Raw genomic sequence first — 13,405 nt, forward strand, 5'->3', positions numbered from 1 at the left:
TCGCTTTACCTGAACCGTTGGATCGTCGTGGCTCTCGAAGTAATTGGCACCTGATTCTTCAGATGCACAAAGGATAGCACAAGCATTACCTGCATCTGTGGTGTGCGCTCGTTCATCAGGACTAAGACCGCGCTGCTTTGCCGATACGCCAGCAGCGTTTGCCTGTCGGGGTGTTTTCCTCTGACGTTCGGCGCTAGTCCATCTCTGAAGATGTCTATTTGGACCGGGAACCATTTACAGAATTGCTCAACGAATTGTCGTTTGCCCTCGAGGAACGGAACACGAAAGCGGAGGTGTTCTTGGTGGAAGGCTCAGCCATGAGCCTGTGTTATTCGTCGCGACGGCTGACACGCCTTCTTGATGCCGTCTACGGGCCGCGGAAGCGGGAAAACAGAGTGAGCCAGAGGACGGTTGCAGCGTGACCGAGACTAGCTTACGAAGCCTCCACCTTCAGGTGGGGGTAGTTCACAACACAAGTGTCTGACTGGCTCGGGGTGAGCGTTCCCACTTTCCACCGAGCGATAACCAGACTGGGGCTCAAGCCATCTCGTGTGGACCGAAGGGTCATTTGCGACGCAGCGAACAGGATTTGCGTGCCCTGTTAGAAGATCCAGGGAAAGCCCTAAGAATGAATGAATGGATTCACCCTCAAAGAGCCGTTCGCTCTCAGCGTTTTGCTAAGGCGCCCTTTTGGGCTGCGTTCGGCATCTCTCCTTCGACTACCCTGAATTACCGCCAACGACGAGGAGTGGTTGAGCACCGTAATGAAGTAGTCGCCGCGGGAGTCGTTCAAGAGATCAGCGCGTAGATGCTGCGCACGAATCCCTACTGGACCCCTGCGTCTCTGTTCTCGTGAGCCCACCCACTCCAGGGATTATTCCGACTCGGCTACGCAGATGCTTAACGGCACTCGCATCGAGCCTCAGGTGCCACGGGTGTTGTAGCTCACGCCCGGATGCCCATGAACAATTCGATGTAGTCGAGGAAGTGAGATTCTCAACTCTTGTGCAACCTGTGGTGCTCCCAGGGTGCCCATATTCTTATGATAGGACATATTGGCTACTCAAATCACCAAGACACATTCTTGTCTGTGGGTCCATGGCGAAGTGCCGAATGTCCCGGAGGCGGTGACCGGTCTGCGCTGGAAAGTCGGTTCTTTCGGACAGGGCGAACTTCACGAGGGACGCAAATGTTGGCGTAGTAGAGCTTAGCAATTGTTCAAATGCCACCGACTTCCGGTGCACACGCTGGTACTGAGACTTAGTGCAAAGCCCCCTATCAACCGTGTGCGGATAAACCTAATGGCCTTGAGCAGATATGCTCAAGTCTTGAAGAGTAAGTCATGACGAAGCGCCGTCTTGGTAAAGGAGTCTTGGCCGGGGAGCTTCGGTCATCGAGCCTCGTCCATTGAGTTTGTAAGTAGGAAGGGCAAGAGAGATGGTGCGAATTGTGGCCGGGACGCTCAAAGGGCGTAAGCTCAGGGTTCGAGTTCCAGAAGGAGTGCGGCCCACCACCGAAAGACTTCGGGAGGCGCTATTTTCGATCCTTGCCAGCATGGTGTCGCTCGAGACGATGAGCTGGCTTGATCTATTCGGTGGGTCGGGCGCAATTGGGTTTGAGGCGCTGTCGCGAGGAGCGCCACGGGTGGTCTACAACGATCACAACTCCGGGCTCGTTGCCCAGGTCCGACGTGAGGCTACGGCGCTTGGCGTAGAGAACCGAATGCAATGTCTGTCACTCGATGCCCTACAATGTCTCGAGCGTTTCAGGGATACCGAGTTCGGGATTATCTTTTTGGATCCCCCGTATCGATATGAGGCATTTGAAGAGCTTGGCCAAAGGTTGCCAGCGGCTCGCTATGTCGTGATAGAGTCTACTAGCGAGGTGGGGCTAGGGCCCAGATGGCAGATGATGTGGTGGCGCCGGTATGGCGACACGCGTTTAGGTCTCTTTGAGCAGGTCATGCTGGACGAACATGAGTCGACGTTATAGGCGTTGGCACTCGTGGTTTGGCTCGGCATACGTGAAGATTGAGGTGGTTAGTTTTCAATGAGACGTGCGCTCTTCCCGGGATCGTTCGATCCCTTTCATAATGGTCATCTCGAGGTTGTGGAGCGCGCGAGCAAGCTATTCGACGAGGTCGTCGTTGCTGCCATGCGTAACCCACAAAAGGCTGGTCCACTGTTCTCTCTGGAGGAGCGGATGGAGTTGGTCCGTGCATCGGTTAATGGTATGTCCAATGTGAGTGTCGTTGCCTTGGCGTCACTCGTTGTTGACCTCGCCAAAGACGTGAACGCCAATGTCATCGTGCGAGGATTACGAGCGGTGTCGGATTTTGAGATCGAGTTGCAGATGGCACAGATGAACCGTGAGCTCTCGGGCATCGACACCCTGTTTGTGCCGACTTCGTCTGAGTATTCGTACGTCTCGTCAAAACTCATTCGTGAGGTGGCCGCCTACGGCGGTAACGTCTCGTCGTTGGTGCCAAAGGTGGTTGACGTTGCCCTTGGGGAGCGCAGGAGCCGACCGTGACCGACCAACAGGGGAGTGAGTCACTTGTCGAACTGCTCGATGCGCTGCGAAGGATGGTAGCCGACGCCAAGGGGGTTCCGCTCTCGACATCGGCTATTATCTCGAGAGACCAAGCCCTTGAACTCATCGATCACTGCCTAGCGGCGGCACCTCGGGAGGTTGTAGAGGCTCGTGAAGTCCTAGCCGAGCGTAGCCAGGTGCTTGAGCGAACGCGCCAGGAGGCAGACCAACTCCTCCAGGAGGCGCGTCGTCGTGTCGAGAGCATAATTTCAGACGGGGAGATCGTGCGCGCAGCCGAGACCAGTGCTCGTCGTATCGATCTGCAAGCCAGAGAACAGGCCAATACTCTCAAGCGCCAGACCGAGGACTATATCGATCGCCGTCTCGCCAATTTCGAGATCATCCTCTCGGACCTGCTCGAACAGGCAAGGCGTGGTCGACAACGACTCGCCGATAGCTCCGAGCCTGCGACGGAGACGCCGGAGCCTGACACCTTCTTTGCTCCTCAGCCAGGCGATCCCGGTGTCGATGACGAGCACCAGGGTGGGGCGAGCGATGCGTGACTTTGAGCTGTCGCTGTCGAATTTACGCAAAGGTAGTGACCGAGCGACCACCTTCGTGCTCAGCGGCACCATCGCAGGTCTCTTTGTCACGTCGTCGCGGGTTCCAGATGATGCGCTGATCACCGTTGAGGGCAGGGCGGAGGCGGTTGGTGAGGGAGTCTTTGTCACGTTGACCGTCAAGACCCGCTATGTCGCCGAGTGCGTGCGTTGTTTGGCCGAGATCACTGGCGAACTCGTTGGCGAGCTTCGGGAGCTCTTTGTCGAAGGTGAGGACACCGAGGAGCAGTACGGTTTTCGTGGTGAGGTGCTCGACCTGACGGGGGCCGTCGCTGATCAATGTGTTCTCCTGTTGCCACCCGTCCCGCTCTGTCGCCCCGGCTGTAAGGGTCTTTGTCAAAACTGCGGTGCTGATCTCAATGAAGGACCGTGTGGATGCCCCGGAGAGACCGGGGATCCGCGTTGGACCGTCCTCGATCAGCTCTAGCCCTCGATCGACTCTGGTAACCGCCATTGCGGAGCGTCCGGAGCCATGCCATGTTCACCGAGGCGATGTGCATACTTTGCTGACTATCCCATTAGAGTTATTTGGTCAAATCGTATTGTTGACGAGCCGAACCGACCCCATCGTGTGGGTCGCGCACGGTTCGGTGGCTCAATAGAGGAGTAGGTAGTCATGGCGGTTCCAAAGAGATCGACGTCGAAGGCGAAGACGAGAAGTCGAAGAGCTTCCTCGTGGAAGCTGATGGGTCCCGCAGCAAGCCTTTGCCCCACGTGCTCGAGCCCGAAGCGGCCCCACTACGTGTGCCCAAGTTGCGGTTATTACAAGGGTCGCCAAGCCCTCGAGGTGGAAGCGTAACACTGTGAATCCAGTTGCCGTGGACCTCATGGGGGGCGATAGCGGTCCAGCGGTGATCGTCGAGGGCGTCAAGAGTGCCCTTGACACCATGGGTGGGTCGGTGATTGCGGTGGGATCGCACGCGGCTTGTGAGCTCTTCGAGGGTGATGCTCGTGTGGAGACCGTGGTTGCAAGTGAGGAGATCCTCATGAGCGATGACCCGGCGAGTGCCCCACGTCGCAAGCGTGACGCTTCTATGGTTGTGGGAGCGACGCTGCTCAAGGAGCAGCGCGCGAGCTCGTTCATCACCTTTGGCAACTCTGGCGCCGCCATGGCCACCGCACTGGTCAAAGTGGGTCGTATTCGTGGCGTCGCTCGTCCTGCGATCACCATCGAATTGCCGGTGCCGGGCACCACCTCAACAGTGCTGCTCGATGCCGGTGCAAACACCGAGGTTACCCCAGCCTGGCTTCATCAGTTTGCGGTGATGGGCTCGGTGTATACCGCGGCCCGATTGGGAATCGAACACCCCCGGGTGGGGCTCCTCTCCATTGGCGAGGAGCCTGGCAAAGGGAACACCCTCGTCAAGGAGACCTACTACCTACTCGCTGAGGAGCCATCCATCAAATTTATCGGCAACGTAGAGGGGCGCGATATCATGAGTGACCGGGTCGACGTCGTCGTCACTGATGGCTTCACTGGCAATGTTGTGCTCAAATCGCTCGAGGGTGCTGCACACCTGTTGGCTAACGTGGTTTTAGGTGCGCTCGGCGCAGGTGACGATGGTGTGCTCGATCTTGCGTTACCAAAGTTGTTGCCGTTGTGGAATCAGATGACCCCAGACGATACTGGTGCGGCCGCACTCCTCGGTGTCAATGGGCTGTTTCTGATCGGGCACGGAGCCTCTAACGTTCGAGCCGTCGCCAGCGCTGTTCGCAACGCCCGTCAGCTCGCAGAGGCTAAGGTCGTAGAAACTATTCGAAGGTTAGAGGGGAGTACAGGTGAGTAACCCGACGTCGCGTGAGCAAATCTTTGAGGTCATCCGCCATCAGTTGGCCGAGATTCTCGAGATCAGCGAAGATCGGATTCAAGAGGGTTCCTCGTTCGTCGACGACCTGGACGCCGATTCGTTGGCGCTCATCGAGCTGGTTGAGGCCATCGAGAATGAGTTCTCCAAGGGAGAGCATCAGTTCCGTATCGAGGATGACGACCTTGAGGACCTACGAACCATGCGTGATGCTGTGGACTACGTAGCCTCGGTGCTCGGAGTGAGTCAGTAACGTTGGCGGATCGGCGTGGCGCGGGCTCTGTCCCCGAACTCCTTGCGCTCCTGCCCCCTAGTTTTGTCGACCATCCTCTTTATAACCAGGCGCTGACGCATCGCTCAGCGGTGGAGGAGTCGCTCGAATCGAATGAGCGCCTCGAATTCCTTGGTGACGCCGTCTTGGAGCTGGTCGTGACCGATCATCTCTATCGACGGTACCCAAGTGCAAGTGAGGGAAGGTTGACCAAACTGCGCGCCGCGCTGGTCTCTCGGTCGGCGTTGGCCCTCCGCGGGCTTGAGCTCGGCGTGGATTCCCTGCTCATCGTTGGCCAAGCCGATGCCGTGAGTGCAAACGCTCGCTCGAATGCGGTGGAGGCCATCATCGGTGCACTCTATGAGGCCCATGGGCTCGACGTGGCTGCTCAGTTCGTTCTCGCCCTGGTGGAGCCGATGCTCATTGCCCACGGGGCCGACCCGATTCTCGGAGATTTCAAATCACGCCTCCATGAGATCCTTGTCCAGGCTAGGCTCGACCAACCAGCCTACGAGGTCAGTTGGACTGGGCCCGATCATGATCGGCGCTTTCGCGTCGACTTGACACTCGGGGAGTTGGGAACGTTCGTAGGGGAGGGCCATAGTCGCAAAGAGGCCGAGCAGGCTGCCTGCCAGCTTGCCCTCGACAAGCTTGAGGTCGTACAAGCCGCTGTTGCTGGATCTGATAGCCATGGGTCAGGACCCCGCAGTTCCGACGCCTGAATGCTCCGATTCCCCAACCTTGTGATGCTCGAACGTCCTCATGTCTGGGTTGCTAATGCCTGGGTTTGCTAATGCCTGGGTTTGCTAATGCCTGAGCTTCCTGAGGTCGAGACCATTCGGCGCCAGCTTGAGAGGGCCATTGACGGTCTGGTGATCGAGTCGGTGCGAGTCGATGGTCGACGCGTGGTGCGTCGTGGTGATGTCGAGGTCTTTGCCCACTGGGAGCCCCGCAGGGTGATCGGTGTCGATCGGATCGGCAAGTTCCTCGCGCTTCGGTTCGAAGATCTTGGTGCCGTGGTGATACATCTGGGGATGTCGGGTTTCTTGCGCCTTGAAGGCGCCTCCGATTCGGAGGACACGAGGACCCAGCCAGTACACACCCAGCCAACACACACCCAACTGGCCATGACCTTTGATGATGGAGGGTCGTTGCTGTTGGTGGATCCGCGGACCTTTGGCGAGGTCTTTTGGGTCGATCACTGGAGTGTCACTCCACCACATGCCACAATGCTCTCGCATCTTGGAGTCGATCTCTTGGCCGATCGACAGGTGGTCATCGACGAGGCTCGACCTCGGTTCTTGCTAACGCACCGGGGTGTCAAGGCCTTTATCATGGACCAGAAGATGATGGCTGGACTAGGCAATATGTACGCCGACGAGGCGCTGTTTCGGGTGGGGTTCCACCCCGAAGAGCCGTGTCAACGACTCGGTATCGATGGACTTGCCCAAGTCGTCGATGGCATCGGGTGCGTCCTTCGTGAGGCCATCGCCCACGGAGGTTCCACCTTCGCTGATCGCAGCTATCGCAATCTCGAAGGTGAGGGTACGTATTACCCATCGCTGCTGGTCTATCAACGCCAGGGGCACAGATGTTTGCTGTGTTATCACCGGATCGAGCGACAGCGCTATCAGCGCCGGTACTCGCACCTTTGTCCTCGCTGTCAGCGGAGGTTGTAATGCGGCTTCAGCGACTCAAGATGACGGGCTTTAAGTCCTTCGCCGATTCAGTGACGATCGATTTCGACCCTGGTGTCACCGCGATCGTCGGCCCCAACGGCTCGGGGAAATCGAACGTGGTGGACGCGTTGGCATGGGTATTGGGCGCACAGAGCCCACGTCTGCTTCGTCTGACCAAGATGGAGGAGCTGATCTACGCCGGTGGTGACGGTCGCCAACCGCTGGGGCGCGCCGAGGTGACGATCGAGTTCGATAATACCGATCAGCAGGTGTCGCTCCCGATGGCCGAGATTGCCATGAGCCGAGCGATTACGCGCAACGGTGACGCTCAATACCGCCTCAACGGTGCCCAGTGTCGCCTCGTCGACCTCGTCGATACCTTGAGTGAGGCCAACCTTGGCAAGACCCAACACGTGATCATCTCCCAAGGGGAGATCGAGTCGTTGGCCAACGCCAAGGGCGATGAGATCCGCGCGGTGCTCGAGGACGCGGCGCAGGTGTCGACGCTACGCCGACGGCTTGGTCAATCCCAGCGCCACGTTGAAAGCGTCACCCAGAGCCTGCACGAGGTCGCTCTCAAAGAACGAGAGCTCAGGCGTCGGATCAAGCCGCTGCGCTCCCAGGTAACCCTCTATGAACAGCGTGAGCAGTTGACTCGTCGCCGTGACGCGATCGCCCTTTGGGTGATGCGCCGTCGGCTCGAGGGCTACGCCGAGCAGGCCGAGGAGGCCAAGCGAGCGCTCCTGGGGGTGACCACGCGCCTCGAGGAGCTCGGGGTCGATCACGACGAGACCGAGGTACGTCAATCGGTACTTGAGCCGCTGTTACTTCGGCTACGTAGCCTCCGCCAGGACGCTTCGGACCTGCGCGGTGAGGTGCTTGAGGCGATGGCACCACTCAACAAGCTCGAATCGACGATCGCTCGCAGTGACGCCGAATTGGCCATGGTCACGGACGAGCTCGGACGTATCGATGAGGCCAAGGCCCAGGTGCATGTGCGCATCGATGAACTAGAGCAGGCTGGCGAGGCCCTCGCTGCTCGCAGAGGTGAGCTCGCGGCTAAGCGTCGCGAGGCCGAAGAGGGCGCTCCGACCCGGCCCGTCGAGCTCGAGGCGTTGGTCGCAGACCTGCGCGGTCAGCGGGCACAGCTCGTGGCCGAGCAACGGCGCAGGCTTGCCGAGCGGGAGCGTTTGGCCACTGAGGAGGAGATGAGGCGCACCCGTCGCCAAAAAGCTGAAGCTCGATTGGCCGAGGCCGAGGCTGAGATTGCGATGCTCGAGCTCGAACTACAAGAACATGGCAGGCAACGAGAGGAGTTGGCGAGTGCGCTCGTCGAGCATCGCCACGCTCTGGCCGAGGCCGAGGCACAGCTCGGGGAGTACCGAGGTAAGGATCGTGAGTTCCAGGGTCAGCTTCGGGCGCTGAGCGCTCAGGTGAACTCGTTGATCAAGTTGGCTGGCGCTGAGGCGGCGAGCTCATTAGGTCGGACGCTGGTCCCTCGAGAGGGACTCGCCGAGGCGGTCGCCGCGGTGTTGGGTGAGTTGAGTCAGGCCCATGTGTATACCAGCCTCCCCGAGTTGTTGAGCGCCCTCGATCGATCCTCAGCAGACTCCTTCGTCGGTTTCGTCCCGTCACCAAGCAGTGAGGCCGCGACCCCGGACGCGGTCGCAGCCTTCTTCGAGCAGGCTCCGTCATGGCTCGCATCCCAATTTGGGGCGGTACGACTGGTCGACGATGTACTTGCGCATCTGCGCAACGGCGATACCGAGGGCGTGATTGTCGATCGTAAAGGTACCATGTTTCGCGACGGCCTGTTGCGCGTTGGTGCCTCCCCACAGGCGGTTGCCCAGCTCCAACTCGCTACTCACCAGCGTGAGCTTGATGAGCACACCCGCGAGAGCCAAGAGGTTGCTCGCCAGATCGCAGAGTTAGAGCCCGTCGTGCGATCGCTGCGCGAGGCCGTGGCCAACCATGAGTCCACAGACAAAGGGCTGACCCGCCGGAGCGAGCAGGTGACCACTCGCTTGGCAGCCCTGGGCTCTGAGGTGCAAAAGCTTACGCTTGAACTGGAGTTCCTTGTCGCCCCCCTCGAGGCGAGCGATGTGACACAAGTCGTTAGCGACGACGAGGTCGCCACAATCGATCAACGGTTGGGCGTGGCCATCGCCCAGCTTGAGGAGCAACAACTACTCGTCCAGGCCTACGAGCGAGCCCGAGGTGAGTTCGAGCGAAGCGATGTGAGCATTCGGCTCGAGGCGGCTGATCTCGCTGCCCAACTCAAAGCGGCTGGAGAGCGTCTCGGCGAGTTCGAGACGAGAGAGGCGGCGCTCAAGGCCCGTGCCGAAAGCATGGATCGTGATCATCGGGCTCCGTTGGCCAAGGTGCGTTCCCTGATCGCTCAGTTGGGGACCCTGGCTGACGAGATTGGTGCCCAGGCTAGTCGGCTCATCCCACTGGAAGCCCGTGTTGCTGCGGCACGCCACGAGGAGGAGCGAGCAAACACCCTCGCTGAGGAGCGTCGCCAGGCCAGGGCGCGCGAACGCGAGACGTTAGGCAACCAACGATTGACCTATGCGACCGAGGAGAGTCGTTTGCGCAGTCGTCTGCTGGCTGAAGAGGAGGCGGCGGTTCGAGCGACGGGGCTGTCGCTGGCGCACATTCGCCAAGCAGCGCTACCCGAAGGCGTTGCACCGACCACCGCTCAAGGGTTGCTCGCTGAGCTTGAAGAGCAGATCGTCAAGGTGGGACAGGTGAATCCTCTGGCGGCTCTCGAGCTCGCGGAACTCGAGGATGAGCTCGAGCGCTTTCGGGTCGAGACCGCCGATGTGCGTGAGGCCCATCGGCTCGCCGAGGATGCTTTTATCGTGCTCGAACGGGAGATGGCTACCCGGATCACTGAGATGGTGGGAGCCGTCAGTGTAGAGTTTGACCGGTTGATGGAGCGGCTGTTTCGTGGGGGGACTGGAGCAGTGGTGCTCGATAACCCAGGGGAGCCGTTGACGAGTCCCATCAACCTCGACATCAAGATCCCCGCAAAACGTGTCCGTCGGTTGGGGCTTCTTTCGGGGGGCGAACGCTCTCTGGTCTCGCTGGCGTTCTTGTTTGCGGTTCTCAAGGTTCGCCCGGTGCCCTTTGTGGTCCTCGATGAGGTTGAGGCTGCCCTCGATGACAAGAACCTCTCGGCGTTTGCTGGACTCGTCGGGGATGTGAGTCGGGACCATCAGGTGATCGTCGTGACCCACCAGCGCAGAACGATGGAGGTTGCAAACTCGTTGGTGGGTGTTTCCATGTCACCTCGTGGGTTCTCAACCGTGGTACGTCATGTTCTGATCGATGCCTTCGAGGAAACGGGCACCGAGACCTAAGAGAGCGTAACCGTGGGCGATGTGGAGATTGATAGCCACTTCAGCCGCGTTGTGGGCGCAGACACTGGTCCCAACACTACGGTACCGTGCCAGATCAAGGACACCAGTGTCGAGCAGTTAGGCCAGATGCCTGCTGTTCGTTGGAGTGGAGCGGTTGCCTTGTTGTGTCAGACATTTGACAGCTGGACACCGAGGCTCGCGCCGTGACGATTCCGACACTACCTCACACAGCATCGTCTCGTGGAGTCCTGGTTTGGAGTGGACTTGTTCTGCTGGCGTTTGAAGCCACATCGGCGATGGCGGTAGTTGAAACTTTGTGTAGGGGCCATCCTGGTGGGTCTCACCTGCAGCGGACAGTGAGATTTTGGTGATCTTGCTGCGAGTTTGAACATCTTGGGCAAGGGTGATGACTTCAATTGTTCGATCCTGTATGGCTACGAGTCGACGACGCGGGATCTACGATGGGTGACAATGGATTCACTCTTGATCGTTGTTGTCCTCTTTGTCATTCTTGGATTTGGCCTCGCCCTCGTACGAACGAGATCGAGTACCAATCGTCATGTACTCGATGAGCGCGACACGCCCCAGGTCAGCGCACCCGATGTCGATGGCACCGCTACTCAACGGGTTGATGAGGCTGAGATTCAGGGTCCTGCCGTGCCTGACGGTGCCAAGGATGTGTCGGCACCAGCTAAGGACACATCGCCGGACCCGGCGTCGGTTCTGCAACCAGGTGCGCCAAGGGATTTGACAACAGAGGTTGAACAAAGAGAGCATGAGCTGGAAGAGAGCTCCCCGGCCGAGTTGGCGCCGGCGCCGCATGCCTCGATGGCTTCGTCGCTGTCTCGTTCCCGTGGTCCGTTCGCGTCGCTGTTTTCTCGTTTGCGCTCTGGTGGGGCCGGAGTGGATGCCGAGGAGTGGACGCGTCTTGAAGAGACGCTCATTCTCTCCGACATGGGGCCAACGGTCGCCAGTGAGGTCGTCGCGGCACTCAAGAGCCAACTCGGCAAGAGCCCGTCAGCCCATGATCTTCGCCAAGCGCTGGTTGCGCTGCTCGAGTCTAAGTTTGCCGATGCTCCCCGCGAATTGCAGTTCTCAGAGATAACCAAGCCCAGTGTTGTTTTGATGGTGGGGGTAAACGGGACCGGCAAGACCACCACGATCGGAAAGGTAGCCAGTCTTCTGATGCGCGAAGGCCGTTCGGTGATGATCGCAGCAGGGGATACGTTCCGTGCTGCGGCGACCGAACAGGTCGGTGTGTGGGCCTCGCTCACCGGTGTTGAGGTCGTCTCGGGTCAGCCTGGGGCCGATCCGGCTTCGGTCATCTTCGACACCATCGAACACGCCAGAGCCGTCGGCAGCGATGTGGTGCTCTGTGACACCGCTGGCCGCCTTCAGACAAAAACTAACTTGATGGAGGAGCTGAAGAAGATCAGGAGAGTCGCAGCGAAGTCTTCGGGTGAGGTGACGGAGGTTTTGTTGGTGATCGACGCAACCACCGGTCAAAATGGACTGCGACAGGCAGAGGTGTTCCACGGGGCTGCTGAGGTGACCGGTATCGTGTTGACCAAACTGGATGGGAGTGCCAAAGGTGGCGTGGCCCTCGCGATCGAATCGGAGTTTGGCCTTCCCATCAAACTGGTCGGCCTTGGCGAGGGTCTCGGTGACCTTGCACCCTTTGATCCCAAAGCTTTTGTCCAAGCCTTGATAGGGGAGGAGACTGATGTTTGAGACGCTTGGTGAACGCCTCGATGGCGCGTTGTCACGTATCCGTGGCAAGACCCGACTCACACAAGCCGATGTCGATGAGGCGCTTGGCGAAATCCGCCGTGCGCTGTTAGAGGCTGACGTCAATATCGGGGTCGTCAACCTGATCAGCGAGCGGGTGGGAGCCGCGGCCGTCGGGGCGATGGCCTCTCCGTCGCTCACCCCAGGCCAGCAAGTGGTCAAGGCTGTACACAACGAGCTGATCGATGTCCTTGGACAGGATACGTACCGGATTCGGTTCGCCTCGACGCCTCCGACCATCCTGCTCCTGGCTGGACTGCAAGGGTCTGGTAAGACGACGGCGGCGGCCAAGCTGGCGTTGCTGCTGAGACGACAGGGGCGTTCCCCCTATCTGGTGGCGGCGGATCTGGCGCGACCAGGTGCCGTCCGCCAGCTGGAGATCCTGGGTGAACAGGCACAAGTACCGGTTTTTAGCGAGCCAACCACCCCGGTTGAGGTCGCCGTCAGGGGTGTGGCCGAAGCACGGCGCTTAGCCCGTGATGTGGTCATCATCGACACGGCTGGCCGGTTGGCGATCGATGATGCCCTCATGGACGAGGTATCCAACATCCAAAAGGCGACCGAAGCGCATCTGCGATTCTTAGTCATCGACTCGATGATTGGACAGGATGCGGTGGTGACTGCCAAGGCCTTTGACGAGCGCCTCGAGCTTTCGGCGGTGATCCTCACCAAACTCGACGGTGATGCCCGGGGTGGCGCAGCCCTGTCGGTGAAGGAGGTTGTTGGAAAACCCATCGCCTTTGCCTCCGTCGGCGAGAAGCTTGAGGATTTCGAGCCGTTCTATCCGGATCGGATGGCGTCGCGGATTCTTGGTATGGGTGACGTGCTCAGCCTCATTGAGCGTGCACAAGACACCATGGATGAAGATGTCGCCAAGAAGGGGGCTGATCGCCTCCGATCAGGTCACTTCGACCTCGAGGACTTCCTTGAGCAGTTGCGACAGGTGCGCAAGATGGGCCCCCTCAAGGGGGTGTTGTCCATGTTGCCTGGGGTGCCCAAAGAGCTGAAGAACCAGGAGATCGACGAGGCTGAGATCAGCCGCATCGAGGCGATCGTCTCCTCGATGACCAAAGAGGAGCGCAAGAACCCCTCGATGATCGACGTTTCGAGGCGGACCCGGATCGCCGCCGGGTCAGGCACCACCCAGCTCCAGGTCAATGCTTTGCTCAAGCAGTTCCGTGACATGAACAAAATGATGCGCCAGATGGGCATGGGGCCGCCGTCAGCGACACGGAGCCGTGCCAAGAGCAAACGCAAGAAGCGCAGGTAGGCGACTCGGAGCGCCTACACTTAAGTGGTTAACCGTTAGCGACGTCGACGGTGTTCGTCAACGTGAGACCAAGAT

13 protein-coding genes are annotated in these 13,405 nt (G+C 59.4%); all 13 read left to right on the forward strand.

Annotated elements, in window-relative coordinates; genetic code table 11:
* Positions 1-628: 628 nt before the first annotated feature.
* The 13 genes from MP439_09005 (at position 629) to ffh (ending at position 13,330) form a co-directional block, all read left to right on the forward strand.
* On the forward strand, positions 629-808 hold the full coding sequence (locus MP439_09005; GenBank protein MCI2976197.1) for a hypothetical protein: 180 nt from the start codon (positions 629-631) through the stop codon (positions 806-808).
* A gap of 629 nt (positions 809-1,437) precedes the next feature.
* Entirely contained in the window at positions 1,438-1,992 is a 555-nt protein-coding gene (locus tag MP439_09010; protein ID MCI2976198.1) for an RsmD family RNA methyltransferase, read from the forward strand.
* Positions 1,993-2,049: 57 nt separating this feature from the next.
* Positions 2,050-2,532 carry a pantetheine-phosphate adenylyltransferase gene (gene coaD / locus MP439_09015; GenBank protein ID MCI2976199.1) on the forward strand — a complete coding sequence of 161 codons (483 nt, stop codon included), beginning with the start codon at positions 2,050-2,052 and terminating at the stop codon, positions 2,530-2,532.
* Positions 2,529-3,095 (forward strand): hypothetical protein, encoded by a 567-nt coding sequence (locus MP439_09020; GenBank protein ID MCI2976200.1) that lies wholly within the window; start codon positions 2,529-2,531, stop codon positions 3,093-3,095. Before coaD ends, MP439_09020 begins: the two co-directional genes overlap by 4 nt.
* On the forward strand, positions 3,088-3,579 hold the full coding sequence (locus tag MP439_09025; protein MCI2976201.1) for a DUF177 domain-containing protein: 492 nt from the start codon (positions 3,088-3,090) through the stop codon (positions 3,577-3,579). The genes MP439_09020 and MP439_09025 overlap by 8 nt, the downstream gene beginning before the upstream one ends.
* Before the next feature lie 189 nt (positions 3,580-3,768).
* Positions 3,769-3,951 (forward strand): 50S ribosomal protein L32, encoded by a 183-nt coding sequence (rpmF, locus tag MP439_09030; GenBank protein MCI2976202.1) that lies wholly within the window; start codon positions 3,769-3,771, stop codon positions 3,949-3,951.
* A 4-nt stretch (positions 3,952-3,955) separates the two neighbouring features.
* Complete coding sequence (gene plsX, locus MP439_09035; protein ID MCI2976203.1) at positions 3,956-4,939, forward strand: phosphate acyltransferase PlsX; 984 nt, start codon at positions 3,956-3,958, stop codon at positions 4,937-4,939.
* Positions 4,932-5,210, forward strand: a complete 279-nt coding sequence (locus MP439_09040) for an acyl carrier protein (protein ID MCI2976204.1) — start codon at positions 4,932-4,934, stop codon at positions 5,208-5,210. Before plsX ends, MP439_09040 begins: the two co-directional genes overlap by 8 nt.
* Before the next feature lie 2 nt (positions 5,211-5,212).
* The gene (rnc, locus tag MP439_09045) at positions 5,213-5,950 is read left to right on the forward strand and encodes a ribonuclease III (protein ID MCI2976205.1); all 738 of its coding nucleotides are present in this window, start codon (positions 5,213-5,215) and stop codon (positions 5,948-5,950) included.
* An 87-nt stretch (positions 5,951-6,037) separates the two neighbouring features.
* A complete protein-coding gene (gene mutM, locus MP439_09050; GenBank protein MCI2976206.1) occupies positions 6,038-6,907 on the forward strand; it encodes a bifunctional DNA-formamidopyrimidine glycosylase/DNA-(apurinic or apyrimidinic site) lyase in 870 nt (289 codons plus the stop codon).
* Positions 6,820-10,272 carry a chromosome segregation protein SMC gene (smc, locus tag MP439_09055; protein ID MCI2976207.1) on the forward strand — a complete coding sequence of 1,151 codons (3,453 nt, stop codon included), beginning with the start codon at positions 6,820-6,822 and terminating at the stop codon, positions 10,270-10,272. Before mutM ends, smc begins: the two co-directional genes overlap by 88 nt.
* Before the next feature lie 471 nt (positions 10,273-10,743).
* On the forward strand, positions 10,744-12,003 hold the full coding sequence (gene ftsY / locus MP439_09060; GenBank protein ID MCI2976208.1) for a signal recognition particle-docking protein FtsY: 1,260 nt from the start codon (positions 10,744-10,746) through the stop codon (positions 12,001-12,003).
* Positions 11,996-13,330 carry a signal recognition particle protein gene (ffh, locus tag MP439_09065; protein ID MCI2976209.1) on the forward strand — a complete coding sequence of 445 codons (1,335 nt, stop codon included), beginning with the start codon at positions 11,996-11,998 and terminating at the stop codon, positions 13,328-13,330. Before ftsY ends, ffh begins: the two co-directional genes overlap by 8 nt.
* Positions 13,331-13,405 lie beyond the last annotated feature (75 nt).

Source organism: Ferrimicrobium sp. (genome assembly GCA_022690815.1).
Taxonomy (GTDB): domain Bacteria; phylum Actinomycetota; class Acidimicrobiia; order Acidimicrobiales; family Acidimicrobiaceae; genus Ferrimicrobium.